We start from the raw sequence: 25,027 nt of genomic DNA on the forward strand, positions 1-25,027 counted from the left end.
GCGAATCCTTAGCCGCGCATGTTCAGCTTGCGGTAAATGGTATTGCGCGACACGCCAAGCGTCTTCGCCGCCGCCGAGACGTTGCCGTCGTGCGCGGCCAGCGTGCTGCGGATCAGGGATACCTCGGCGTCCGCGAGGCGTGCGCGTCCCGGCGCCGCGGATGTTGTGCTGGTGTGTGCCTCGCCCACATCATCGAGAAAATCATCCGGCATGTGTTCGCGCCGGATCTCGCGTTCGTCGCCCGCCATCACGATGGCGGTGCGCAGCAGATTGGTCAACTGACGGAAATTTCCCGGCCAGTTGTGCTGCTTGAACATCTGCATGATGTCCGGCGACACCGTGTAATGCTCGCCATTCGATTCGACCGCCAGCATTTTCTGAATCACGATTTCCAGGTCGGTGCGCTCGCGCAGCGGCGGCAGTTTCACGACCAGTCCATTGAGCCGGTAGTACAGGTCTTCGCGGAAAGCGCTCTTCGCGATCTGGTCGCGCAAATTGCGATTGGTCGCGCAGATTACCGCGACGTTGACCGGAATCGATTTGGTGCTGCCCAGCGGCGTCACCATGCGTTCCTGCAGCACGCGCAGCAGCCGCGCCTGCAAGCCGAGCGGCATGTCGCCAATCTCGTCCAGGAACAGCGAGCCGCCATTGGCCTGCAGGATCTTGCCGATGCTGCCTTTCTTGCGCGCGCCGGTAAAGGCGCCGTCTTCATAGCCGAACAGTTCCGACTCGATCAGCGTCTCCGGTATCGATGCGCAGTTGACCGCGACGAAGGGGTTGCCCGCGCGCGGCGAATCGTTGTGAATGGCTTGTGCCAGCAATTCCTTGCCGGTGCCGGTCTCGCCCATGATCAGGATGGGAATATCGCGCCCGATCACTTTGCCGACCTTGTCGATCACGTTTGCGATCTGCGGATCGCCGGTGTTCAGGTAGCGCAGGCTGGACAGGCGGCGCGATTGCTGCGGCGTGTCGACAACGTGGCGCGGGCGCTCCGTTCCGCCTTCCTGCGCAGACCTCGGTTCGGTCTGGAAGTAGCTGTTCGACAGGCGCAACTCGGCGCGCCCATACACGCGTACGCCGCTGTGCAGGCACATGTTCAGCAAGCCGGGAGCGGCGGTGCGGTAGTGATCGAACAGCGCGGACACCGGCAAGCCGAACAGCGAGCTGAAGGTGTGCGCCTTCAGTGCCGCCAGCGACAAGCCGAGCTGGAACAGGCCGCTGCGGTTGGCCGACAGGAAGCGGCCGCCCGGCGTAAAGGAGGCGATGCCTTCCATCAGTGTGCCGATGAACTCCGGGCGGCTGTGGAAGTGCAGGGTAATCACGTCCTGAAATGCGGCGGAGAACAGCTGGTTCTCGATCATCTGCGCCGACATGCGCACCAGTGCCATGGTGTGCTTGTGGAAGCTGTGCTGGTCACCGCTGACATCGAGCACGCCGATCACCTTGCCTTGATGATCAAAAATCGGTGCCGCCGAGCAGGTCAGGAAATGATTGGCGGTGAGAAAGTGCTGATCCGCATGCACCAGCGCCGGCGCGCGTTCCGCGATGGCGGTGCCGATGGCATTGGTACCCTTGCTTTGTTCCGACCAGGCCGCGCCCGGCTGCAACGCCACGCGGTTCGCCTTTTCCAGAAAATCGGCATCGCCGATCGAATGCACGATCAGGCCAGTCGAATCGGTCAGGATGACCATGTTGTGCGTGTTGACGATCTGCTCGTAGAGCGTTTCCATCACCGGCAGCGCATAAGTGTGCAGCACACGGTTCTGCTCGACCGCTTGCGAAAGCTCGGTGCGGCAGACAGGACTGAAGTCCGGTTTCGCATTGGGTGCGAGCCCGTACGCAGCGGAGCGCTGATGGGAATTCTGGATCATCGTGGACAAGAGATGGGCAGGATCCGTGCCATCTCCGATATGTTGTTTTTGCGGCAAGCCGCAAGCGGGAGGGAGGACGAGATGCTGACCTCCCTCGAGAAGCTTGTCATTCGAGTGCTGTTTCATCATGTCTCCACCACCGTCAATCTATCAGGGATTGATTCTGTCTTGAGAATCAGTCTATCACCGTATTCTGACGTGCATGTGCTCCAATTTGACACACGTTTCAGACTGTTTCGAATTGACCGTCGACGCTGCGCAACGGTATGATTGATTGCAAATAAAACGACCGTTCAGTTCACCGCCGCATCATTGCCGATGCGCATGTTCCGCGCGTGGAGACGACCCCAGGAATCCATCACAATGAACACCAGTACTTCAGACCGCGCAGGGTTTTCCGCGCCTCGCCTCGAAACAATCAGCAAGCGTATTCAGGCTGACGTCGATGCCAAACTCATTCCCGGTGCGATCATGCTGATCGCCCGCAACGGAAAGATTGCCTACGAACAGGCGCTCGGCGTGCAAGACCCTTCGACGGGTGCGCCGATGGCGCTCGACACGATCTTCCGCATCTATTCCATGACCAAGCCGATCGTTTCGGTCGGCATCATGATGCTGGTGGAGCAGGGCCGGTTGCTGTTGAGCGATCCGGTCTCGATGCACATCCCCGAACTGCGGAATCTGAAGGTCGGGGTTGAAACGCTGGATGCGAAAGGCAAGCGCATTCTGGAGCTGACACCGACGCTGCAGCCGATGACCGTGCAGGATCTGATGCGTCACACCTCCGGGCTGACCTACGGCATCTTCGGCGAATCGCTGGTGAAGGAGGAATACCGCAATGCCGGCCTCGGCAGTCCGCGCGCGACCAGCGATGAATTCATCAGGACACTCGCGCAATTGCCGCTGGCGTATCAACCGGGCACGGTGTGGGAGTACAGCCATGCAACCGATGTACTGGGCGTGCTGCTGGAACGCTTGTCAGGCATGTCGCTGGATGAATTCCTCGCCGAGCGCATTCTGAAGCCGCTCGGCATGCATGAGACCGGTTTCTGGGTGGAGCCCGACCAGCATCACCGGATCGCGGAACCGTTCGCGATCGATCCGGTCGCCGGGACGTCGGTCAAACTGAACCAGCCGCGCCGGCGTCCGAATTTTCTCTCGGGCGGCGGTGGCATGATGTCGACTCTGCACGACTACCTGCGCTTTGCGCAAATGCTGCAGAACGAAGGCGAACTGGACGGCGTGCGCATCCTGTCGCGCAAGATGCTGCGCTACATGGCGAGCGACCATCTCGCCGAACTGCCGCATGCGAAAAACGGCGCGAGCTATCTGCCGGGTGCAGGCTACGGTTTCGGTCTCGGCTTCGCGGTGCGCACCTCCGAAGGCAATGCCTTCATGCCGGGTTCGGTCGGCGACTTCACCTGGAGCGGTCTGGCCGGCACTTATTTCTGGATCGACCCGCGCGAGAACCTGCTCGCGATCTACCTGATGCAGGCGCCGGAACAGCGCACCCATTATCGGCAACTGTTCCGAAATCTGGTGTACGCGGCGCTCGAATAAGGACGCAAGCTCGGCCTCACAACATCCTGCGGTGGCATAATCAAAGTCCCGCTTTGCTGCAAGCCCGGAGTCATGCATGACCGATCATGTTGCCTTGGCGAATCAGGCCGCGCTCATCTCAGCGCTTGCAGCCTCTCTGTCGAAGCAATCGACTCGCTTCGCCGCGTTCGAGACGCATATCTCCCACGTGCTCGTCGCCGACGATGACGCCTACAAGTTCAAGAAGGCGGTGCGTTTTGATTTCCTCGATTTCTCCACGCTCGACGCCCGCCGCTTTTACTGCGAGGAAGAGCTGCGCCTGAACAAGCGACTCGCGCCCGACATCTATCTCGAGGTCGTTGCGGTCATGCTGGAGCATGGCAAACCGGTCTTCGGAGGTGCCGGCGAACCCGTCGAATACGCGATCCGGATGCGCGCGTTCGAGCAGGAGGCGCTCTGGGACGAGCGTCTGCGCAAAGCGCGGCTGACCGGCGAGGAAGTCGATGCGCTGGCGGAGCTGCTCGCGCACTTTCACCAGGCGGCGGCGATTGCGCCCGTTTCCAGCCCCTGGGCCGGAAAGGAGGCGCTGGATGCGGTGGCGGACGAGACCCTCAATCAGATTGCGGCTTCGGTCCAGGATGAACAAGACAAGGAGAAAGCCGCGCGCTTGCTGCGATGGGAAGCGCAGCAGCGCATCCATTTGTCCGAGACATTCGCCGAACGCAAATCGCGCGGCATGATCCGGGAATGTCACGGCGATCTGCACAGCGGAAACATCCTCACGCGAGGCGGCCGGGTCGAAGCCTTCGACTGCATCGAATTCAGCGATCGACTTCGCTGGATCGACGTGATGAATGACATGGTCTTCGTGTGCATGGATCTGCGCTTTCGGCGGCAACCCGGATTGGCCGCTCGTTTTCTGAACCGATATCTGGAAGCGACCGGCGACTATCACGGGTTGGCGGTGATGCGCTATTACGAAGTGCATCGCGCCCTGATACGTTGCAAGATTGCCCTGCTGCGCGCGGCGCAAGAGAACATCGACAAAGAAGAATGGCGCGCTCGCAGGCAGCAGGGCAGGGACTATCTGGCATTCGCCTGCGCGCGAATTGCTCCTGTTCACCCGGCCATCATGATCACGCATGGTTTTTCCGGATGCGGAAAGTCGACCGTGGCGAGACAGCTCGTCGAGGAGTGCGATGCGATCCAGTTGCGTTCGGATGTCGAGCGCAAGCGCATGCACGGTCTGGCACTGTCAACACGCGGAGAAGCCGGCTTGTATGAACGCGGTGTGACGCAGCAAACCTATGAGCAACTCGCCGCGCTCGCGAGGCAGGTCGCGTCATCCGGCGCGCGCGTTATCGTCGATGCCACTTTTCTGAAGCGCGATCAACGGACGCGCTTCCAGCGATTGGCGGCAGAACTGGAGATACCGTTTCTGATTCTCGATATCCGCGCATCCCAAGACGTCATGAAATCGCGTATTGCAGAACGCGAGCGGCGGAACGTGGATGCATCGGACGCCGGATTGGCCGTGCTGGAAGCGCAACTCGCCAGCCATGAGCCTCTCACAGCGGACGAATTGACGCAGGCCATCGTCATCGATTCTGAACGCGCGCTGGATCGCACGACAATCGACGGAATACTCGACAAGATATGCACGCGGCTCATGCAATGAAGTGACGGTATCGCATGACCGCAACGCATTGAAACAACGCCGCGCATTGCGTCGCGCGAGTTGTTTGTCGCGAGGAAAGATCAGCGAAAGACCGTCACCGGCACCGTCGAACCGGCAATCACTTTCTGCGTTTCGCTTCCCGCGAACAGCTTGCTCAGTCCCTTGCGGCCATGCGTTCCCATGAAGATGGCATCGCAGTGCAAGCGCTGCGCGGCGTCGATGATTTCTTCGTGCGGATTGTCGGACTGTTCCACCAGCGTTTCGCACGGCACACCGGCAGCGGTCGCGGTGGCTGCGACCAGTGCGACATGCTCTTTGGCGAGTTCGAGTGCCCGCTGTTCATAGGCTTGCGAGCCGCCGCTGTAGGCGCTGTCCGAGATCGGCGGAAACGGGTAGGGCTCGGCGATCGCGAGGCCGATCACCTTGCCGCCGGTCTGGCGTGCGAGGTCGACGGCTGCATGGATGGCCTTTTCCGAATGAGGTGAGCCATCGGTTGGAACAAGAATCGTTTTGAACATCACATTCTTCCTTTGTTGAAGCACTGCTGTCGCGCGAGACGTGTCCAGTTTCGCCGTTCGGCACTGCGCGCTATGACGGCCCTTGGCTTTTCTTGACTCAGATCAAACCATTTATCGCAAAGAAGACGGCGCGGCGGCGCTGCACGCTTGAACCAAATTGGATTTTACCTAAAATGACCATAGGCCGATCAAGGGTTTTCCTTGAAAACATCGGCAACTGCGAAAGCGAACATGTTCAAGAAAATTCTCGTGCCCACCGACGGATCTCCTCTGTCGGACAAGGCGATTACTGCCGCCGTCGAATTCGCCAGGACCAATGACGGCAACATTGTCGGCATATGCGTCAGCGAACCTTACCCGCTGTCGCCGATGTCCGAGATGGCGTTCTCGAACGAGCGCGAAGTCTACGAAGAAAGGTCGCGTGACGTGGCGCGACAGCATGTGGAAAAGATCGCTGCGGCAGCACGCGCTCAGAACGTGCCCTGCGAAACCATGGTCTCGGAATCGTTTGCGCCCTATGAAGAAATCATCAAGGCTGCCAACAAATGCAATTGCGATGTCATCTTCATGGCATCGCACGGACGCAAGGGATTAAGCAAGCTGTTCCTCGGCAGCGTAACGCACAAGGTACTGGTTAACTCCGCGATTCCGGTTCTGGTTTTCCGCTAAACGAGGCATTCCATGGAAACAATTAGATGGTCGCCGGAAATGTCGCTGGGCGTGCCGGCGCTCGACGTCGCACATCAGGAATTTCTGCAGGACCTGATGCTGCTCGACAGCATCGCGGACGAGCAATTCGGGCCGGCATTTCATGCACTGGTAGCGAAGATCGAGGCGGACTTCCACGAAGAAGAGGAAATGATGGAAGACCTCGATTATCCCGGCATACGAGCGCATTGCGAACAGCATGCGCGGGTTCTGGGCGCGCTGCACCATATCGAACCGCGGGTGATGGAAGGCGATATCGCACTGGGGCGCGACGCCGTCGGCCTGCTGCCGCAATGGTTCACGCTGCATCTCGCGACCATGGATACGGCGCTGGCATTTGCGGCGGAACTCGATAGCGAGGAGAGGGGAAAGGTGCCCGGCACGGCACGACAATGAGGTCATGACGGATACCTTTGGGGATAAAAACCGGCCCTGCCGCATTGCCTTCACGCCGGCATCATCGGCGCTCAAGGATTGCGGCAGCGCGCCGACCTTTTGGTTTCTGATACAGGAGCTTAATCATGGCAAGGAATTTGATGCACTTCGACCCGTTCGGAGAAGTCGCGCGCTTCGAGCCGTTCGGTCGTATCGGTGATTTCTTCAAGGATTTCAATCTGGCACCTGCGTTGCGCGCGTATGAAGCGGAGCCGCGCATCAAGATGGATGTGGTCGAGAAGGACAAGGAATACATGGTGAAGGCGGAAATTCCCGGTGTGAAGAAGGAAGACATCAAGATCGATGTCAGCGGCAGCCAGGTCACCATCTCCGCCGAAACCAGGCAGGAAAAGGAAGCAAAGGAAGGCGAGACCGTCGTGCGCAGCGAGCGTTATTACGGTCAGCAATACCGCAGCTTTACCCTGACGCATGACATCGACGACGAAAAGGTCGTCGCCCGGTATCAGGATGGCGTGCTGGAGATCGTGCTGCCGAAAAAGGCGGCTAGTGTCAGCAAGAAGATCACGGTCAGTTGAACGCATACGGCACCGCGGAGCCATGGACAGGAACATGGATCCGCGGCCGAAACAGCGCCGCCGCGGCGGCCTTTGATAAGCCTTATAAGGAAAGGGAAACATGATTCTGAAGTCACCTGGCGCAGCACACGCGTGCAGACGAGGAAAAACCGCGCGCCGCATTCGTGCGCTGATCTGGCCGATGATGTGCGCATTGCCCGCGGCGCATGCACTCGCATCGGATGGAGGCATCTACGTTGCCGGCCAGGGGACGTCAATCGACCAGACTTTCAAGCAGGCGCTCGCCGACAGTTCCGGCCAGTCGGCGGATCGGTTCTGGGTAGTCGTCGCCGGCAGCAATGTCCGGCAACTGGCACGAGGCAGCGCGAACAAGGACGTGCTGGCCTGGGTGCAGCGCGTGCGCGAACGTGGCGGCATGGTGTACGTCTGCCGCGCCGATCTCGCGCGTGAGGGCGTGAAGGAGGACGAACTGCTCGACGGTGTCGCTGAAATCTACGGTTACGGCAAGAAGGATTGGGCCGGACTGCTGCCGGCGCGCAAGGAGGGCATCGTACTGCCGGACAGCATGCGGCACAGCCAGTTGATCCTGAAAACCTGCAAGGGAGACGACATATCCGTAGAGTAATTTCGAAACAGGGGTTACATGATCGAAGAGGGAAGGAGACAAACATGTTCAAGCATATATTGTTACCGACCGACGGTTCCGAGGCATCGGAAGACGCGATCAAGAAGTGCATTCAGTTCGCCAAGGACATCGGCGCCAAAGTGACCGGTTTTCATGTGACGCCGCAATATCACCTGTTCACCTATCAGGCTGAAATGCTGGAAGACACCAAGGAGCAATTCATGCAGGCGGCCAAGGTTCACGCGGCCACCTACCTGGCGGTGATCGAGAATGCAGCGCGCCAGGCCGGAGTTCCGTGCTCGGTTGCTTATGTGTCCAGCGACCATCCCTACGAGGCAATTATCGAAGAGGCGAAGGAACTCCACTGCGACCTGATCGCGATGGCCTCCCATGGGAGGAAGGGTGTCAAGGGCATCTTGATGGGCAGCGAGACGCACAAGGTGCTGACACACAGCCAGATACCGGTGCTGGTCTATCGCTGAAAAGGGAACGGGGAGCGGGATGGACATCGAAGACGCATTGGAAGCCGAGCAGTCGGGAATCTGCACCATTGACGAGATCGCGAAGGCTTCCCGCCTTTCGCTGGACGAACTGCAGGCACTTGTCGACTTCGGCCTGCTCGTGCCTTTGGACGAGTTGATCGAACCGGCGCGGTTTCACAAGGACTATGTGCGCACCGCAGTCGTCGCGCGGAGGCTGCGCGACGACTTCGAACTGGACGCGCGCGGCGTTGCGGTCGCACTCATGCTGATGCAGCGCATCGACGCCCTCGAAGAAGAACTCCGCGCCAGGCGATGACACTTTTTCGCAACACTGGGTAACTGGCTGTGAATTGAACAGTGTTGATGCATGTCCGAAAACCGGACATGGCCGAAAACAAAATCCGACCGTGCGCATTCCTGCTGCAGCGCGTCGCGCCTGGTTTCCCGGCGTATCATTGGAAACCCGTCTGCAAATTCCGATGGCAATTTGTCAACGCATCGACGTACCGTCATTGACCTTCTCTACGAGCAATCGCCCGTTTACTGAACACTTCTCCGACTGTCCAATTATTGACCTGACTGCAAGTCAAAGTCTTCCGCTACACTCCCCTGGCTGGGGTGTATGGCAAGGGAGCTTTCGTCTGCATCCACAATTATTCGACCGGATGCCATCAAAGTCCGGCAGACAGGTTCCCGAGATGCCAGGAAATTGGATCGGGAGACAAGGCAATGAATCTACGTACGGTGAAAATCGGTACGAGGCTGGCGATCGGCTTCGGCATTATTCTGGTGCTGGTCGTTTGCGTGCTGCTCGCGGATATCGTGATCAGTGCAAACGGACGGAAATCCCAAAGCGAGGGACTGAAGTACGCGAACGCGAAAGCGGTCGTCGCCAATGTCATGCGCAGCGCCGTGCTGGAGGGCGGCATCGCGATGCGCAACGTCGGGCTGCAATACAGTACGCCCGACATGCTGCGCGAGGAAGCCAAGCTGCAGGCGCAGCGCAAGCGCTTCAAGGAGGCGGAGGACAAACTGCTCTCCATGGGCCTGAGCGGCGATGAGAAGACGATCGTCGCCCGCATCGCGGACCTGAACAAAAAGACCGAAGCGCCTTTCGCTGAAGCGATACAGCGCGTCAAGGACTATGCCAACGAATCCGCCGGCAAGCTGATTTCATCCCAGATCGATCCGCTCAACCAGCAGGAGATCGCGGAGATCGACAAGCTGGTCGGCATGCAGCAGAAGGCGGTCGATCAATTGCTGCAAGACGGCGAAGAGGCAGGCCATCGTCTCACGCTGCTCCTGCTGGCGATGGGCGTGATCACCTTCGTCACGGGCGGCGTGCTGTCCGTGATCACCACCCGCAGCATCACCGTTCCCTTGCAGGACGCAGTCGGTATTGCGAAACGTGTTGCTGCCGGCAAGCTCGGCGCGCAGATCACCATCAGCGGCAAGGATGAAACCAGCGAGCTGCTGCATGCCTTGCATGAGATGGACGAAAGCCTCTCGAGCATCGTGCGGCAGGTGCGCGCCGGCACCGACCGGATCGGCACCGCGTCGGGGGAAATTTCAGCAGGCAATGCAGACCTGTCGGCGCGCACCGAATCCCAGGCAAGCGCACTGGAAGAAACCGCGTCGTCGATGGAACAGCTCACCGACACGGTTCGCCACAATGCCGAAAACGCGCAGCAGGCGAATCGCCTTGTGAAGTCGGCATCGGAGTCGGCCGTCAAGGGCGGCGTCGTGGTCAGCCAGGTGGTCGATACCATGGGCTCGATCAAGGATAGCTCGCGCAAGATCGTGGACATCATCGGCGTGATCGACGGCATCGCCTTTCAGACCAACATCCTCGCCCTGAATGCCGCGGTGGAAGCCGCGCGTGCCGGTGAGCAGGGCCGTGGGTTCGCCGTGGTGGCGACGGAGGTGCGCACGCTGGCGCAACGAAGCGCGCAAGCCGCACGGGAAATCAAGGACCTGATCGGCGATTCGGTCAGGAAGGTCGAGAGCGGCAATGCATTGGTCGATGACGCTGGCAGGCAGATGGAAGAAATCGTCGCAGCCGTCAAGCATGTGGCCGAGATCATGAACGAGATCACCGACGCCAGCCAGGACCAGAGCGTCGGCATTGAAGAGGTCAATCGCGCGATTGCCACCATGGACGAGATGACGCAGCACAATGCCGCGCTGGTGCAGCAGGCCGCGGCCGCCGCCGCCGCGATGCAGACGCAGGCGACGGATCTCGCGCAAGCGGTCGCTGCCTTTGACCTCGGTGCCATCCTTCCACGCGACAGAACGGAATCGCCGCAGGTCCTGGTGTTGAAACCGGCGAGCCCGCCCGCGCCGTTGAGGATGGCACTCGGGATGAAGGCGCTTTAGCGCAGGCGTGCTACGCTCAGTTCATCCAGGTTCAGTCCGAAATCCATGATGTGCTGCGGTATCGGCGCGCCGCGCAACAGCGCGGCGTAGGCTTCTCCCGCCGCGGCGGAAGACTGGATGCCATAGCCGCCTTGCCCCGCCGCCCAGAAGAAGCCGGGTACGGACGGATCGAAGCCGCCGACGAAACTTCCGTCGGGCACGAAGGAGCGCAGCCCGGCCCACACGTTTTTGGGGCGGCGAATGGTCAGGGTCGTCATGGTCTCGATGCGATCGATCGCTATTGCGATGTCCAGTTCCTCGGCCTGCACGTCGTGCGGCTCGACCGGATCGGCATTGGCCGGGGAACCCAGCAGCACGCCGGCATCCGGCTTTACGTAATACGACTCGTCCACGCCGATAAACATCGGCCACTTTGTGACGTCGACATCGGGCGGAGGCAGGAAGGTGAACGCCGAGCGCCGCATCGGCACCAGGCCGATGGGCTTCACGCCGGCCAGCGCGCCAATGACATCGCACCATGCGCCCGCCGCATTGACCACCAGCGGCGCTTCATACACTTGTCCGCCGGTGCTCACGCGCCATGCGCCGTTCGCGTATTCCATCGCTGTCACCTGTGCATCGCAGACCAGCATGCCGCCGGCGGCGCGCATGCCGCGCAAATATCCCTGGTGCAGGGCATCGACGTCGATATCCGCAGCGTCCGGTTCATACACCGCTCCCAGCACGCGTTCACGGCGCAACACCGGCACCAGATTGCATGCGCCGGCCGCGTCGAAGCGTTGCACGCGCTCGGACACCGAGCGCACGACCGCTTCGTGATGATCGAGCAGATCGGTCTGTCCCTCGGTCGCGACCATCAATGCGCCGCGCGGAGAAAGAATCGGGTGATCGGTGAAGCCGGCCGGAGGATGGTCGAGAAAGGCGCGGCTGGCGCAGGTCAGCGCGCGGACCTGCGGAGGGCCATAGCTTTCATAGAACAGGGCGGCAGAGCGGCCGGTGCTGTGATAGCCCGGCTGCGCTTCGCGTTCCAGCACGATCACCTTCGCATGAGGCGCCAGCCAGTACCCGATTGACGCGCCGGCAATGCCTGCGCCGATGATCAGGACGTCGCACTTCATCACGGAATTTGCCACTTTGGTCCTCCCTCCGTTTCGGAAGGGCATATTATCCGCCGCGCGCGGGAGGTCCGTGTATTGATTCTCGGTAAAAGAACCCGTGATACTGTTGCCGGAGGCGGTTTTTGGCATATTATTTCTAAAATAGAAATAATGATTTGTATTAAATGCTATTTATTGTTGATATTCGAGTGTATAGACTGTGCTTCATCGATGAGCACACAACACAAGTGCGACTCAGCGAGCTGGTTCAGACGGATCACCAATTCCTTCACCGCCGGACCGCACTTCACAGTCAACCGATTTTTATTGGAGAAAAAAATGAATGCCAAAAACCTGATCGCCGCCGCTGCCGTATTCGCCATTACCGGTTCCGCTTTCGCTCAAGCCAGCAGCGAATACGTCGACTTCAGCAACTTCGTTTCGACCAAGTCCCGCGCCGAAGTGCAGGCTGAGCTGGCCCAGGCAAATGCGCAAGCGCAACTCGCCGGCAATACCGAGTACGTGGAATTCGGCAAGCTTGCTTCAACCACACCGCGTGCGCAGGTGCGCACCGAACTGACCGCTGCGCAAGCCACGGTGGGCAGCAGCCCGGAATACGTCGAGTTCAAGAATGTCGTTTCGAGCAAGACCCGCGCCGAAGTACGTCACGAGGCGCTGCAAGCCGCAGGCGGCGCACGCCAGGTTGTCGGTGGCTGAATGCCGCTGACGCGTGACGCAAGCCTTCTCGCCATGCCAGCCGTGAAACCGGCTGGCATGTTTGTTTTTGCGGGCCTCATTGATGCTGCGTGCACTCGCTGCTGACCGCTTCGCGGATGATCTCCGCCAGCCGGCGCGTCCCAGGTCCGGCACTGTCGGCATCGGCAAGCACGAGGTAGAGCTCCGCAAATCGTTCCCCGCCGTCGCGCATCGGCAAGGTTTTGAGTGAGCCGTCGCGCAACTCATTGCGGATCTTTTCTTCCGCGAACCACGCAAAGCCGTAGCCCATGCGTACGGCTTCGATCGAGGTCGTGATGTGGCTGACGGTCCATCGTTGCGTTGTATCGATCGAGGCCACGCGCGTGCTGCGCCGGGTGCCGGACTCCCGTACCACGAGGTGACGATGCTTGTGCAGATCCTCGATCGTCACGTCCCGGCCGAGCTGATGCAGCGGATGGTTGGGACTGGCCACCGGAACGAAGCGCAGGCGCAGCAAGGGCATGCCGAGAAATCCTGGCGGCACCGCGTTGGCGATCGCCAGATCGACCTGCCCATGCAACAAGGCTTCCGTAGTGCCGCTCAATACGGAATCGATGAACTCGATGCGCGTATGCGGGCTCTCCGTGCCAAGCTTGTCAAAGCATTCCAGCAACAGCCAGGTCGGAAAGATGATCTCGGCCGCGATCCGGATTTCCGGCTCCCAGCCGGCCGACAGCTTTCTTGCCGCACGTTCGAGCGCGCTCGAATCCTCCAGCAAGGCGCGCGCGCGGCGATACAGGAACTGTCCGGTCGGCGTCAGGATTGCCTTGCGGCCCTGGATCTCGAATGCCTTGACGCCAAGCAGCGATTCGATCTTCTGCACTGCATAGGTCACCGAAGACTGGCTCTTGTGCAGCACGTCGGCGGCCTGCGCATAGCCGCCGGTGTCCACCACGGTAATCAGCGTGCGCCATTGTTCCAGGGTGATGTATTGGTTGTCCATTATCGGGTGAATAGATAGATACGACCTAAATATTCTACTTTTTTATCGACTCGGTAAATAGTTTAATGGGATCTCCAACCCAACCCGAGGAGATTCCGCATGAAAACCTTGCTTCAGATTAACGCCAGCATGTTTTCCGAAAACGGTCAGTCCAGCCGCCTGGCCAGGCAGTTCATTGCCAACTGGAAGAGTGCCAACCCGGACGGCAATGTCATTGCGCATGACCTGGGTGCCGAGCCGGTGCCGCACCTGACCGCGCAACGTTTTGGCGCCTTGATTGCCAAACCTGAAGAGCGCAGCGCCGAGCAGCAAGCCGTGGTCGATTTCTCCGACGCGCTGATCGACGAACTCAAGCGTGCCGAAGTGATCGTGCTGGGCCTGCCGATGTACAACTTCGGCATTCCGTCGACGCTGAAGGCGTATTTCGACCATGTCGCGCGCGCCGGTGTAACCTTCAACTATACCGACAAGGGGCCGGCCGGCCTGTTGACGGGCAAGAAGGTCTATGTGTTCGCGGCCCGCGGCGGCGCCTATGTCGGCACGCCGATGGACACGCAGACTGCTTACGTACGCGACTTCCTGCGCTTTCTCGGCATCAGCGATGTGGAATTCGTCTATGCCGAAGGCTTGAACATGGGCGAGCAAAGCAAGCAAGCCGCCCTGGCGAATGCCGAAACCGCGATCAGGCTGTTGAGCGAACCGCTGCGCGCTGCCGCCTGAGGTCTTATGATCGATTGTCATTGAGGAAAAAGCCATGAACACTACTGTCACTTCACGCAGCCTGCAGCGCATCATCGAGGGTCTCGCCACGTCCGATGGCGCCGGTGTCAAATTGCGCCGCAGTATCGGACAGGGGCAGGGTGCCCGGCTCGATCCCTTCCTGATGCTGGATGAGTTCTCCTCGGACAATCCGGGCGACTACCTCGCGGGATTTCCTTCCCATCCGCATCGCGGTTTCGAGACGGTCACCTACATGCTGGACGGCCACATGCGGCATGAGGATCATCTCGGCCATGTCGGCGAGCTGAAAAGCGGCGGTGTGCAGTGGATGACGGCGGGGCGCGGCATCGTGCATTCCGAAATGCCGCAACAGGAAGAGGGCCGCATGCGCGGTTTTCAACTCTGGATCAACCTGCCGGCGAAGGAAAAAATGAAGTCCGCGCACTATCGCGATATTCCGCCGTCGGAAATTCCGGTCGCGGTCTTGCCCGATGGCGGGCAGGTGAAAGTGATTGCCGGCGCGGCGGAGGTCGACGGCAAGACGGTGAGCGGGCCGATCCAGGGCTTGAGCACCGAGCCCTTGTATCTGGATGTCGAACTGCCGGCCGGTGCTTCGTTCACCCAGGCGGTTGACGGTTCGCATAACGCCTTCCTGTATGTGTATGAAGGCGACGTGCTGATCGGTGAGGCGGCACCGCGCGCGCTGCGTTCGCAAAGCGCCGGCATTCTCTCGCCCGGCGACAGGATCGATGTCCAGGCCGGTGCGGGCGGCGCACGTTTTCTTCTGCTCGCCGGTCGCCCCTTGCGCGAACCGGTCGCGCAATACGGCCCCTTCGTGATGAATACCGTCGAGGAAATCGAGCAGGCGATCAACGATTATCAAAGCGGCAATTTCACCCAGCCTGCGACTTGAGCGGATAATGGGTCTCTCTGTGATCTACGGAGCTTCGTCCATGACCCAGCATTCATTTCATCTGATCAAGCCGCACGTCAAGGATCTTGGCGGCTTCACCGTCAAGCGCCTGTTGCCCAGCCATCCGCACAAGATGGTTGGACCCTTCATCTTCTTCGACCACATGGGACCGGCGACATTCGGCCCCGGTGCCGGGCTGGACGTGCGTCCGCATCCTCATATCGGATTGGCAACAGTCACCTATCTGTTCGAAGGCGTGATCATGCATCGCGATTCGCTCGGCAGCGTGCAGCCCATCCATCCCGGCGATGTCAACTGGATGACTGCCGGGCGCGGCATCGTGCATTCCGAACGCAGCCCCGACGAGGCGCGGCATTCCGGCGGGCCGCTGCACGGCATTCAAATCTGGGTTGCCTTGCCCAAGGTGCATGAAACCGTCGCGCCAGCCTTCGAACATCACCCCGCATCGACACTGCCGGCCATCACGCTGCCGGGCGTCAGCCTGCGCCTGATTGCCGGCACCGCATTTGGCCACACGGCGCCCGCGAGCACCTTCTCGGACATGTTTTACGCTGCGGGCGAAATGGCGCCGAACAGCCGGCTGACGGTGCCCGCCGATTACCCGGAGCGGGCGATTTACCTGGTCGATGGAGAGGTTTCTATCGACGGGACCGAATTCCCGGCGCAACATATGGCTGTCCTTCCAGGCGCACAAGAACTTACAATAGAGGCAAAGACGACGGCGCGCATCATGCTGTTGGGCGGAAAAGCTATCGATGGCGACCGCTTCATCTGGTGGAATTTCGTCGCCAGCAGCAAGGATGCGATCGCGCAGGCGAAGGAAGACTGGCGTGCGCAGCGCTTCGGCAAGGTGCCGGAGGAAACCGAATGGATTCCGCTTCCGGATGAGCCGAAACCGCCCGAGGCTTTCAGTTAAGGCAATTCACAGGATCACATCAAATGAACAAACCCGGAGACAAAAAGACGGCGACAGCCGGCTCCGACAAGATTTTCGACCACATCGTCTCTTCCGTTCTTCCGACCAAGCATGGGGAATTCCATATCCATGTGTACCAGCCGTCCGGCGAAACAGTGGAACACGTGGCCATGGTAAAGGGCGATGTCAGCGGCCAGGAGAGCTTGCTGGTACGCGTGCATTCGGAATGCCTGACAGGGGATGTGATGGGTTCGCTGCGCTGCGATTGCGGCGAACAGCTCGATGCCGCGCTGGCGAAGATTGCGGCCGAAGGAAAGGGTGTTGTTGTCTACTTGCGCGGACACGAGGGGCGCGGCATCGGCCTGGCCAACAAGATTCGCGCCTATCAGCTGCAGGACCAGGGACGCGACACGGTGGAAGCCAATCTCGATCTCGGCTTGCCGGTCGATACGCGCGACTACCAGGTCGCCGCGCGCATCCTGGAACATCTCGGCGTCAAGACCATCCGCCTGATGACCAATAATCCGAAGAAAATGAAAAAGCTGGCTGATTGCGGAATGCCCGTGGTCGAGCGCGTGCCGGTGCTCACCGCGCACACGCCGCACAACATCGGCTATCTGCGGACCAAGCAGGAAAAGCTCGGACACATGCTCGACTTCGAGTGAATCGTGACGGCAGTCCGTCGTTGTTGAAATCCGTTTCGCCTGCAGCGCATTTCGCATTCGCTTCGTGGCATTGCCTCTTGTCTCAAGGTACACTCCTGCCTTTTCAAGATTTGGCGGAATGAGCATGCTCCAATCGAAGCGTTTTTCAGCCTTGCTGGCCTTGTCGATTTCCTGCGGCGCATATGGCGCCGAGCCGATCAGGATAGGCATGATCGAAGGCTTGTCCGGACCGTTTGCGAACGCCGGGCAGGCCGTTGTGCGCAATCTGCAATTCGAAATTGAACGCGTCAATGCGCGCGGCGGCGTCCATCTTCCGGATGGCGCGCATCCTCTCGAGCTGACGACCTACGATAACAAGCAGGGCGTGGAAGAATCGCTGATCGGCTTGCGTCAATACGGCGACCAGGGCATCCGCTTTGTAGTGCAAGGCAATAGTTCGGCGGTGGCGGCGGCATTGATCGACGGCGTCGAGAAACACAATCTGCGCGCGCCCGACCGTCGCATGCTCTTTCTCAATTATTCCGCCGTCGATCCTGCACTCACCAATGACAAATGCAGCTACTGGCATTTCCGCTTCGATGCGAATGCCGATATGCGCATGAACGCGCTGACGGAAGTCATCAAGGGCGACAGCACGGCAAAGCGCGTGTATCTCATTGGCCAGGATTACAGCTTCGGGCAGCAGCTCGCAAAATCTGCTCGCGCGCAGCTTGCAGTCAAGCGTCCGGACATCAGCATCGTCGGCGACGAGCTGCATCCGATCGGGAAGATCAAGGATTTCACACCCTATATCGTCAAGATCAAGGCCAGCGGCGCAGACACGGTCATTACCGGCAACTGGGGCAACGACCTGACCTTATTGGTGAAAGCGGCCAAGGAAGCCGGTTTGCAATTGAAGTTCTATACCTTCTACGGCAACGGGCTCGGCGCACCGGCAGCGATAGGCGATGCCGGCGTCGGACGCGTGCGCGCAGTCGCGGAATGGCATCCGAACACCGGACAGGGCATCAGGAATTCCGCCAGCGACGCCTACTATCAGGACTTCCGCAAGCGCTACCCGCGTCCTGAGGACGACTATGTGCATCTGCGCATGCATGTGATGATCGACATGCTCGCATCGGCCATCGAAAAAGCGAAATCGACGGAAGCCGGCGCGGTTGCGAAAGCGCTGGAAGGCGCGCGCTTTCGCAATGCCTTCCACGAAGCGACCATGCGCGCCGCGGATCATCAGTTGCTGCAACCGCTTTACGTATCGGTGATGCAGAAAGTCTCGAGCGGCGCGGTCCGCTTCGACAATGAAGGCAGCGGTTATGGTTTCAAGACCGAGCGCTACCTGCCGTCCGTAGCCAGTGCTTTGCCCACCACTTGCAGGATGAAGCGCCCGAACTGAGCAAGGACCGGCGCTTCAGATCGCCATGTAACGGCCCGGCTTGTGGTTGATGGCCAGCGTCAGGTTGAGCATGGCGGCGCCGAGCAGCGAGACCGCGACCGCGGTCAGCGAAATCATCGGAATCGACAGCATCAGGATCGCCGCGTCGAGACCGAGCTGCACCAGGCCCGCCCGCAAGCCATAGCGCTCCTGCAGAAACAGCACCAGCACATTGATACCGCCCAGGCTCGCCTTGTGGCGGAACAGCACCAGCAAGCCGACGCCCGCCAGCAATCCGCCCATCACGGCCGCGTAGAGCGGATTCAGCATGCCCACCTTGAACACCAGCGGCAGCAGCTCCGAAAACATCGACAGCAGGAACACTGCGCCGAATGTCTTCAGCGTGAATTTCCATCCCATCTTTTTCACCGCCAGATAATAGAAGGGCAGGTTGATGGCGAAAAAGAGCTTGCCGAAGCTGATCCCGGTTACGTAATGCAGCAGGAAGGCGATGCCTACCGTGCCGCCGGTGATCAGATGCGCCTTGCCGAGCAAGGCCACGCCGAGGGACACGAGCAAGGTACCGGCAACGAGTGCCTGCATGTCTTCGAACAGCGTGTGATGCTGGAGCGACGCTGCGTCGTTCTGCCGGGTTTCTTTTGATTCGTTCGACACAATGGAGACGGAAGAGATGCTGCGCAATGGAAGTGGATTGTCCATGGGGAGATCAAAAGCATGGCACCCCCGGCTCGGGATGACAAGCCGGAGGCATGCAATAAAGTATTAGTGCGCGCAAGCTTATACCAACTGCTTTGCCAGAATAATTGACCTGAATCAAGAAAATCCAAGCAGTACTGTATGGAGCGCATATCGGCAGCTCCATGCACTTGGTTTATTGCACTCGATGAGAACTATTCATTTGAATGATTGTTCTGCCCCATCTAAGATTCGCCATAGATAGCGCAAGTCACGTCCCGCATCACTTCTTGAAAGTTCATCATGGATTTCGAATACACGCCGAAAGTTCGGCAGTTGCAAAGGCAGCTGCAAGACTTCATGGACAACTACGTGGTGCCGAACCTGCCGCTGTGGCGGCGCGAGATCGGTGACGGGCTCGAACATCCGCAATGCCTGGAAGACCTCAAGGCGCTGGCCAGGGAAGAAGGATTGTGGAACCTGTTCCTGCCCGGGCAGGGCCAGGGACTCAGCAATCTCGAATATGCGCCGCTGGCCGAAATCATGGGACGTGTGCACTGGGCATCGGAAGCCTTCAACTGCAGCGCGCCGGATGCGGGCAACATGGAGCTGCTGCACATGTTCGCCTCGGATGAACAGCGCGAGCGCTGGCTGCAACCGCTACTGGACGGGAAAATCCGATCCTGCTTTGCGATGAGCGAACCGGATGTCGCTTCTTCCGATGCGACCAACATCCAGATCTCGATCCGCCGCGAGGGCGACGAATACGTCATCAACGGACGCAAATGGTTCATCTCGGGGGCCGCACATCCGCTCTGCACCTTTGCCATCGTCATGGGCGTGACCGATCCGAACGCGGAAGTGCACAAGCGTCAGAGCATGGTGATCGTGCCTTTCGATACGCCGGGCTTCAAGGTCGTACGCAATATCGAAGTCATGAGTCATTCCTTCCCGGGCGGGCATTGCGAACTGGTCTTCCGCGATGTGCGCGTGCCGTGCTCCAACCTGATCCATCAGGAAGGTGCCGGTTTCGCCATCGCGCAGGCGCGGCTCGGCCCAGGGCGGATTCATCATTGCATGCGCTCCATCGGTCAGGCAGAACTGGCACTGGAGCTGATGTGCGAACGCGCAGCAGAGCGACGCACCTTTGGCCGTTACTTGCATCAGCATGCCAACATCGCCGAATGGATTGCGCTGTCCCGCATGGAAATCGAGCAGGCGCGCCTGCTGGTTTTGAAGACCGCGTGGATGATCGATCAGCACGGCGCACGTTCGGCCTTGCGTGAAATCGCCTCGATCAAGGTCATCGTCCCGCGCATGCAGACCACGATCTGCGACCGTGCGATGCAGGTGTTCGGTGCGATGGGCCTCAGTCCGGACACACCGCTCGCGGAACTGTGGACCTGGGGCAGGGTGCTGCGCATCGCCGACGGGCCGGACGAGGTTCACTTGCGCACCATTGCGCGGCAGGAAATGGATTTGGCCGCGGAGCGGCGCGGAGCCACTTTGCCCTACATGAATACGCCGGAATTCGTTTAAGTCTAGAATGGCGGGTGCCTGTTTCCGTTGCGGTGAATCGCTTTTGTAAAGGACCTCGCCGCGCACCCATCACATTCCATGAAGCATCCAGACGAATCCATCGCCACATCCAATCCGCCCATTCCTGCAATCGCAGTTCCCTTGCTTTCGCTCGCTGCTTTCGGCAGCGGCATCTCGCTGCGCGTGACGGATCCGCTGCTGCCGCAACTCGCCAATGAATTCGGCGTGTCGCTCGGCGACGCATCCTACGTCATCACGATGTTTGCAATCGCCTACGGTTTGTCGCAGTTGTTCTTCGGGCCGTTCGGCGATCGCTACGGAAAATATTTCATCGTGGCCTGCGGCACGCTGGCCTGCGCCATTACCGCAGGTGCCTGCGGCTTTGCGCCCGGATTTGGCCCCTTGCTCGTCGCGCGCCTGCTGGCCGGCGCCACCGCTGCTTCCATCATTCCCTTGTCGATGGCATGGATCGGCGACGTGATTCCTTATCAGGATCGTCAACCGGTTCTGGCGCGCTTTCTGATCGGTCAGATACTCGGCCTGTCGGCCGGTGTGCTGATGGGTGGACTGGCCGCGGATGCGCAGAACTGGCGGCTGCCATTCTTCGTGATCGCGGCGATTTTTCTCATTGTGAGCGTTGCCTTGTTTTCGCTGAACCGCCGCTTGCCGGGACACGCGCGACGCCTGCATCGGGCGGATGGGCCGGCGCTGCGTCGCATGGTCGGCGAATTCAGGCAGATCGCGTTGCTGCCATGGGCGCGCCTGGTGCTGCTGACAGTGTTCCTGGAAGGCGCATTCCTGTATGGCGCGTTTGCTTTCATTGCGTCGCATGAACATCACACCTTCGGCCTGTCGATGACCTCGGCCGGTGCGCTCATCATGCTCTTTGGCGCGGGCGGCTTTTTCTTTGCCGTGGCATCGTCGGTGCTGGTGCGAAGGATGGGCGAAATCGGATTGTCGCGCTGGGGCGGCATCTTCCTTGGCGCTTCCCTGTTAGCCATCGGTGCGTCACCGACCTGGTGGTGGGCGATCCCCGGATGCTTCATGGCAGGGCTGGGCTTCTACATGCTGCATAACACCTTGCAGATCAATGCCACGCAGATGGCGCCAGAGCGCCGCGGTGCTGCGGTATCGGCATTCGCTTCCTGTTTTTTCCTGGGCCAATCGGTCGGGGTGGGGATCGCGGGCAGGTTGGTCGAGCGCATCGGCACAGGAAATGTCATGACGATCGGCGCGCTCGGCGTGCTGATGGTTGCCCTATGGTTCAGTCACAGGCTGCGTTTCAAGGCACGCACGTCTTGAGCGTTTTTCGATAAAAAAATCAAAGGAGACAAACAATTGAGCGACATCCATCAACAAGCGCTATGGGCGCCGATGCCGGAACGCATTGCCAGTACCCGCATGCACGACTACATGACCTGGCTGGCGAAAGAGAAGGGCGTTCGCGCCGATGACTACGACGCCTTGTGGCAGTGGTCGGTCGATCATCTGGACCAGTTCTGGGCATCGCTCTGGGAGTATTTCAAGGTACAGAGTTCGGCGCCATACACCCGTGTCTTCGACAGCGAGAAAATGCCGGGCACCAAGTGGTTCGAGGGCGCGCGGATGAACATCGCAGAGCAGGTGTTCCGTTTCCATCGCTCCGAGCAGGAGAGCAGGGAAGCCGCCATCATCGGCAAGTCGGAGTTGCGTCCGACGATCGAACTGAGCTGGGGAGAAATGCGGCGCCAGATCGCTTCGGTTGCCCACGCCTTGCGTCAGATGGGCGTGCAGGCCGGCGACCGCGTCGTGTCCTATCTGCCAAACTTGCCCGAGACCGTGGTGGCGTTCTATGCCTGCGCGAGTATCGGCGCAATCTGGTCGAGCTGCTCGCCCGACATGGGAACCCCGAGCGTGCTCGACCGCTTCGGCCAGATCGCACCCAAGGTGTTGATCGCGGTGGATGGCTATCGTTACGGCGGCAAGGACTTCGACCGGCGCGACGTGGTGACCGGGCTGATGCAGTCGCTGCCTTCGCTCGAACACGTCGTGCTGTTGCCTTATCTGGATCAGGATGCGACGCTGGACGGAACGCACAACTGGAACGATCTGCTCACGCACGACAGCGACATCCGGTTCGAGCAGCTGCCCTTCGATCATCCCTTGTGGGTTGTGTATTCGTCCGGCACCACCGGCATGCCCAAGCCGATCGTGCACGGTCAGGGCGGCGTCCTGCTGGAGAGCCTGAAGGGCCACGGCCTGCACTCGGACCTGGGCGAGAACGACCGCTTCATGTGGTACTCGACCACCGGCTGGATCATGTGGAACTCGCAGGTCACCGGCCTTCTGCTCGGTGCGAGCATTGCGCTCTACGACGGCAATCCCGGTTATCCGGATCTCGGCGTATTGTGGAAATTCGCGGAGGAAGCACGCCTGACGGTGTTCGGCGCAGGATCGGCCTATTTCACCAATTGCATGAAGGCGGGCATCGAACCAGGCAAGCTGGCCGACCTGCATCGCTTGCGCACGATCGGGGCAACCGGTTCTCCCTTGCCGGCGGAAGCGTTTGCATGGATCTACGAGCAGCTCGGATCGAACGTCCTGCTTGCCATCATCAGCGGCGGCACCGATGTCGCTGCCGCCTTTGTCGGCGCCTGCCCGATTCTGCCGCTGTATGCCGGCGAGATGCAATGCCGTTACCTCGGCGTTGCGGTGTATGCGATGGATGATCAGGGCAAACCGCTCGATGATGCCGTGGGCGAGCTGGTAGTGACCAAGCCGATGCCATCCATGCCGCTGTATTTCTGGAACGATCCCGAAGGCCGGCGCTACCACGAGAGTTATTTCGACATGTACCCGGGCTGGTGGCGCCATGGCGACTGGCTGCAGATCACGCCGCATGGCGGTGCAGTGATCTACGGACGCTCCGACACGACGATCAACCGGCACGGCATTCGCATGGGCACCAGCGAAATCTATCGCGTGGTCGAGGGCATGCCGGAAATCGTCGATAGTCTGGTGGTCGATCTGGAGTATCTCGGCCGCGAATCCTACATGCCCTTGTTCGTCGTGCTGCGCCCCGGCGTCCAGCTTGACGAATCGCTGATCAAGCGCATCTTCGACAATATCCGCAGCGCCCTGTCAGCGCGCCATGTGCCGAACGAGGTAGTTGCGGTGGCCGAGATTCCTCGCACCTTGAGCGGCAAGAAGATGGAGCTGCCGGTCAAGAAGCTGTTGCTCGGCATGCCGGTGGCGGAAGTGGCAAGTCCGGACGCAATGAGTAATCCCGGCAGTCTTGCGTATTTCGTCGCACTGGCGAAGCAGCGCAGTGCGCAGCATGCCGCTGCGTGATCCGCGAGGCAATCGGGCCTGAGCAATCTCAAGGCCCGGTTCCTCGCCGGAAGTACGATGTCCGTAGACCAACATCAGGGTGGACTGCATGGAAAACGGACAGGATTGGCACACCGAATCGTACAAGGGCATGGAAGTGCACGTGACCGCGTTGCCGCGTGATGACAAGGCATCACGCTGGGACTACACGGTGCGAGTCACGCAGCCGGGAGAGGATGCAAGCTCCGAAAGCGAACTGAGCGCAGAATCCGGGGACGATGCCGATTACCCGAGCCGGGACGCGGCGGTCGAAGCCGGCTTCGTCAAAGGCTACACAATGGTCGACGCGCTTCTCGCCTGAATTCCAATCTTTCACGCAGACGTACGGTGCCCGGCTACACGCTCGGTGTACGCCAGCTAGTGCAATGTCTTCTCGCCGGGCTTTTTCCCGTCCGGAGAATGATGTTCAATCACGGCATTGATCTCCGCGCCGAACAACATTACTGCTGCAGAAATGAAGAAGTACAAAAGCAGCACGATGATGGCGCCAATACCGCCATAGGTCGCGCTGTAGTTTCCGAAATTGCTCACGTAATAGTTGAACGCAAGTGAGGCGATGAGCCAGACAAGCACCGCAAGCACTGCGCCTGGCGTGATGAAGCGGAATTCCTGCTCCACGTCCGGCGCGACGTAATAGACCACCGCCGCCGCCAGCATCAGCAGGAACAGGGCAATCGGCCAGCGCAGCCACGTCCACAAGATCACGAATAGTTGCTGCGCGCCGAATTGCTGCGCAAGCCAATCGATTGCCTGCGGCCCGACGACCATCATGGCTGCAGCGAGAATCATCATCGCGGCGATGCCGAGCGTGTACAAGATGGAAAGCGGATACAGCTTCCATGCGGGCCGGCCTTCCTGCACGTCGTAGGCGATATTCAACGCATGCATCGTCGCGCGCACTGCGGACGACGCCGTCCAAAGAGCGACAATCACACCGAAGGAGAGCAGGCCGCCCTTTTGCTGCTGCAGTTCGTCGATGACCTGATTGACCGGCTGCATCGCGCTCTGAGGGAGCACGATCTGCGCGCGTTGTCGCAACCAGTCGAAAAAATCGGAGAGATTGAAAAAGCCGAGCAGCGCGATCAGGAAAATGATGAACGGGAAAATCGAAAACAGAACCTGGTAGGACAACGCGGAGGCGTAAGTCGTCATGTCGTCGGCGAAAAAATCCGCGACGGCCTCCTTCAGCAGGGAAAGCGGACTCAAACCGCGAAGACCGGGTATTCGCATGGGATGATCCAGGATGAACGACCGC

At 59.9% G+C, this 25,027-nt stretch carries 25 protein-coding genes; 19 read left to right on the top strand and 6 right to left on the bottom strand.

Features of this window, described 5'->3' with window-relative positions; all coding sequences use genetic code 11:
- Positions 1-8: 8 nt before the first annotated feature.
- Positions 9-1,871 (bottom strand): sigma-54-dependent Fis family transcriptional regulator, encoded by a 1,863-nt coding sequence (locus VJ651_RS18595; RefSeq protein ID WP_324108912.1) that lies wholly within the window; start codon positions 1,869-1,871, stop codon positions 9-11.
- Positions 1,872-2,234: 363 nt separating this feature from the next.
- On the opposite strand from VJ651_RS18595, the gene VJ651_RS18600 reads away from it, so the two are divergent.
- Positions 2,235-3,431 carry a serine hydrolase domain-containing protein gene (locus VJ651_RS18600; RefSeq protein ID WP_324108866.1) on the top strand — a complete coding sequence of 399 codons (1,197 nt, stop codon included), beginning with the start codon at positions 2,235-2,237 and terminating at the stop codon, positions 3,429-3,431.
- A gap of 76 nt (positions 3,432-3,507) precedes the next feature.
- On the top strand, positions 3,508-5,088 hold the full coding sequence (locus VJ651_RS18605; protein ID WP_324108867.1) for an AAA family ATPase: 1,581 nt from the start codon (positions 3,508-3,510) through the stop codon (positions 5,086-5,088).
- A gap of 80 nt (positions 5,089-5,168) precedes the next feature.
- On the opposite strand, the gene VJ651_RS18610 is transcribed toward VJ651_RS18605, so the two are convergent.
- On the bottom strand, positions 5,169-5,606 hold the full coding sequence (locus VJ651_RS18610; RefSeq protein WP_324108868.1) for a universal stress protein: 438 nt from the start codon (positions 5,604-5,606) through the stop codon (positions 5,169-5,171).
- Between the two features lie 231 nt (positions 5,607-5,837).
- On the opposite strand from VJ651_RS18610, the gene VJ651_RS18615 reads away from it, so the two are divergent.
- The 7 genes from VJ651_RS18615 to VJ651_RS18645 all read left to right on the top strand — a co-directional run bounded on the left by VJ651_RS18615 (position 5,838) and on the right by VJ651_RS18645 (position 10,768).
- Complete coding sequence (locus VJ651_RS18615) at positions 5,838-6,275, top strand: universal stress protein (protein ID WP_324108869.1); 438 nt, start codon at positions 5,838-5,840, stop codon at positions 6,273-6,275.
- A gap of 12 nt (positions 6,276-6,287) precedes the next feature.
- A complete protein-coding gene (locus VJ651_RS18620; RefSeq protein WP_324108870.1) occupies positions 6,288-6,710 on the top strand; it encodes a hemerythrin domain-containing protein in 423 nt (140 codons plus the stop codon).
- Between the two features lie 125 nt (positions 6,711-6,835).
- Positions 6,836-7,285: an Hsp20/alpha crystallin family protein gene (locus VJ651_RS18625; RefSeq protein ID WP_324108871.1), complete on the top strand. Its 450-nt coding sequence runs from the start codon at positions 6,836-6,838 to the stop codon at positions 7,283-7,285.
- A gap of 100 nt (positions 7,286-7,385) precedes the next feature.
- Positions 7,386-7,910, top strand: coding sequence for a DsrE family protein (locus VJ651_RS18630; protein ID WP_324108872.1), 525 nt, complete (start codon positions 7,386-7,388; stop codon positions 7,908-7,910).
- A gap of 44 nt (positions 7,911-7,954) precedes the next feature.
- Complete coding sequence (locus VJ651_RS18635; protein WP_324108873.1) at positions 7,955-8,392, top strand: universal stress protein; 438 nt, start codon at positions 7,955-7,957, stop codon at positions 8,390-8,392.
- 19 nt (positions 8,393-8,411) lie between these two features.
- The gene (locus VJ651_RS18640) at positions 8,412-8,708 is read left to right on the top strand and encodes a chaperone modulator CbpM (protein ID WP_324108874.1); all 297 of its coding nucleotides are present in this window, start codon (positions 8,412-8,414) and stop codon (positions 8,706-8,708) included.
- Between the two features lie 413 nt (positions 8,709-9,121).
- Positions 9,122-10,768 (top strand): methyl-accepting chemotaxis protein, encoded by a 1,647-nt coding sequence (locus VJ651_RS18645; protein WP_324108875.1) that lies wholly within the window; start codon positions 9,122-9,124, stop codon positions 10,766-10,768.
- Here VJ651_RS18645 and VJ651_RS18650 read toward each other — a convergent pair.
- Complete coding sequence (locus VJ651_RS18650; protein ID WP_324108913.1) at positions 10,765-11,886, bottom strand: FAD-binding oxidoreductase; 1,122 nt, start codon at positions 11,884-11,886, stop codon at positions 10,765-10,767. The two genes, VJ651_RS18645 and VJ651_RS18650, sit on opposite strands and share 4 nt — an antisense overlap.
- A 318-nt stretch (positions 11,887-12,204) precedes the next feature.
- On the opposite strand from VJ651_RS18650, the gene VJ651_RS18655 reads away from it, so the two are divergent.
- Positions 12,205-12,582 (top strand): DUF4148 domain-containing protein, encoded by a 378-nt coding sequence (locus tag VJ651_RS18655; RefSeq protein ID WP_324108876.1) that lies wholly within the window; start codon positions 12,205-12,207, stop codon positions 12,580-12,582.
- Between the two features lie 76 nt (positions 12,583-12,658).
- On the opposite strand, the gene VJ651_RS18660 is transcribed toward VJ651_RS18655, so the two are convergent.
- Positions 12,659-13,564, bottom strand: coding sequence for a LysR family transcriptional regulator (locus VJ651_RS18660; RefSeq protein ID WP_324108877.1), 906 nt, complete (start codon positions 13,562-13,564; stop codon positions 12,659-12,661).
- 99 nt (positions 13,565-13,663) lie between these two features.
- Between VJ651_RS18660 and VJ651_RS18665 the strand changes: the two genes are divergently transcribed.
- The 5 genes from VJ651_RS18665 to VJ651_RS18685 all read left to right on the top strand — a co-directional run bounded on the left by VJ651_RS18665 (position 13,664) and on the right by VJ651_RS18685 (position 18,189).
- Entirely contained in the window at positions 13,664-14,284 is a 621-nt protein-coding gene (locus tag VJ651_RS18665) for an FMN-dependent NADH-azoreductase (RefSeq protein ID WP_324108878.1), read from the top strand.
- A gap of 34 nt (positions 14,285-14,318) precedes the next feature.
- The gene (locus VJ651_RS18670) at positions 14,319-15,197 is read left to right on the top strand and encodes a pirin family protein (protein ID WP_324108879.1); all 879 of its coding nucleotides are present in this window, start codon (positions 14,319-14,321) and stop codon (positions 15,195-15,197) included.
- Between the two features lie 40 nt (positions 15,198-15,237).
- Positions 15,238-16,134: a pirin family protein gene (locus tag VJ651_RS18675; RefSeq protein WP_324108880.1), complete on the top strand. Its 897-nt coding sequence runs from the start codon at positions 15,238-15,240 to the stop codon at positions 16,132-16,134.
- 23 nt (positions 16,135-16,157) lie between these two features.
- Positions 16,158-16,799 (top strand): GTP cyclohydrolase II, encoded by a 642-nt coding sequence (gene ribA, locus VJ651_RS18680; protein ID WP_324108881.1) that lies wholly within the window; start codon positions 16,158-16,160, stop codon positions 16,797-16,799.
- A 124-nt stretch (positions 16,800-16,923) separates the two neighbouring features.
- The gene (locus VJ651_RS18685) at positions 16,924-18,189 is read left to right on the top strand and encodes a branched-chain amino acid ABC transporter substrate-binding protein (protein WP_324108882.1); all 1,266 of its coding nucleotides are present in this window, start codon (positions 16,924-16,926) and stop codon (positions 18,187-18,189) included.
- Positions 18,190-18,204: 15 nt separating this feature from the next.
- On the opposite strand, the gene VJ651_RS18690 is transcribed toward VJ651_RS18685, so the two are convergent.
- The gene (locus VJ651_RS18690; protein WP_324108883.1) at positions 18,205-18,888 is read right to left on the bottom strand and encodes a YitT family protein; all 684 of its coding nucleotides are present in this window, start codon (positions 18,886-18,888) and stop codon (positions 18,205-18,207) included.
- 279 nt (positions 18,889-19,167) lie between these two features.
- On the opposite strand from VJ651_RS18690, the gene VJ651_RS18695 reads away from it, so the two are divergent.
- The 4 genes from VJ651_RS18695 (at position 19,168) to VJ651_RS18710 (ending at position 24,073) form a co-directional block, all read left to right on the top strand.
- The gene (locus VJ651_RS18695; RefSeq protein ID WP_324108884.1) at positions 19,168-20,403 is read left to right on the top strand and encodes an acyl-CoA dehydrogenase family protein; all 1,236 of its coding nucleotides are present in this window, start codon (positions 19,168-19,170) and stop codon (positions 20,401-20,403) included.
- Between the two features lie 78 nt (positions 20,404-20,481).
- Positions 20,482-21,705, top strand: coding sequence for an MFS transporter (locus tag VJ651_RS18700; protein WP_324108885.1), 1,224 nt, complete (start codon positions 20,482-20,484; stop codon positions 21,703-21,705).
- Positions 21,706-21,741: 36 nt separating this feature from the next.
- Entirely contained in the window at positions 21,742-23,733 is a 1,992-nt protein-coding gene (locus VJ651_RS18705) for an acetoacetate--CoA ligase (protein ID WP_324108886.1), read from the top strand.
- Between the two features lie 88 nt (positions 23,734-23,821).
- On the top strand, positions 23,822-24,073 hold the full coding sequence (locus VJ651_RS18710; RefSeq protein WP_136417076.1) for a hypothetical protein: 252 nt from the start codon (positions 23,822-23,824) through the stop codon (positions 24,071-24,073).
- Between the two features lie 56 nt (positions 24,074-24,129).
- Here the strand turns inward: VJ651_RS18710 and VJ651_RS18715 are convergent, their stop codons facing one another.
- The gene (locus VJ651_RS18715) at positions 24,130-25,002 is read right to left on the bottom strand and encodes a YihY/virulence factor BrkB family protein (RefSeq protein WP_324108887.1); all 873 of its coding nucleotides are present in this window, start codon (positions 25,000-25,002) and stop codon (positions 24,130-24,132) included.
- Positions 25,003-25,027 lie beyond the last annotated feature (25 nt).

Origin of the sequence: Noviherbaspirillum sp. (genome assembly GCF_035254865.1) — a bacterium.
Taxonomy (GTDB): domain Bacteria; phylum Pseudomonadota; class Gammaproteobacteria; order Burkholderiales; family Burkholderiaceae_D; genus Noviherbaspirillum.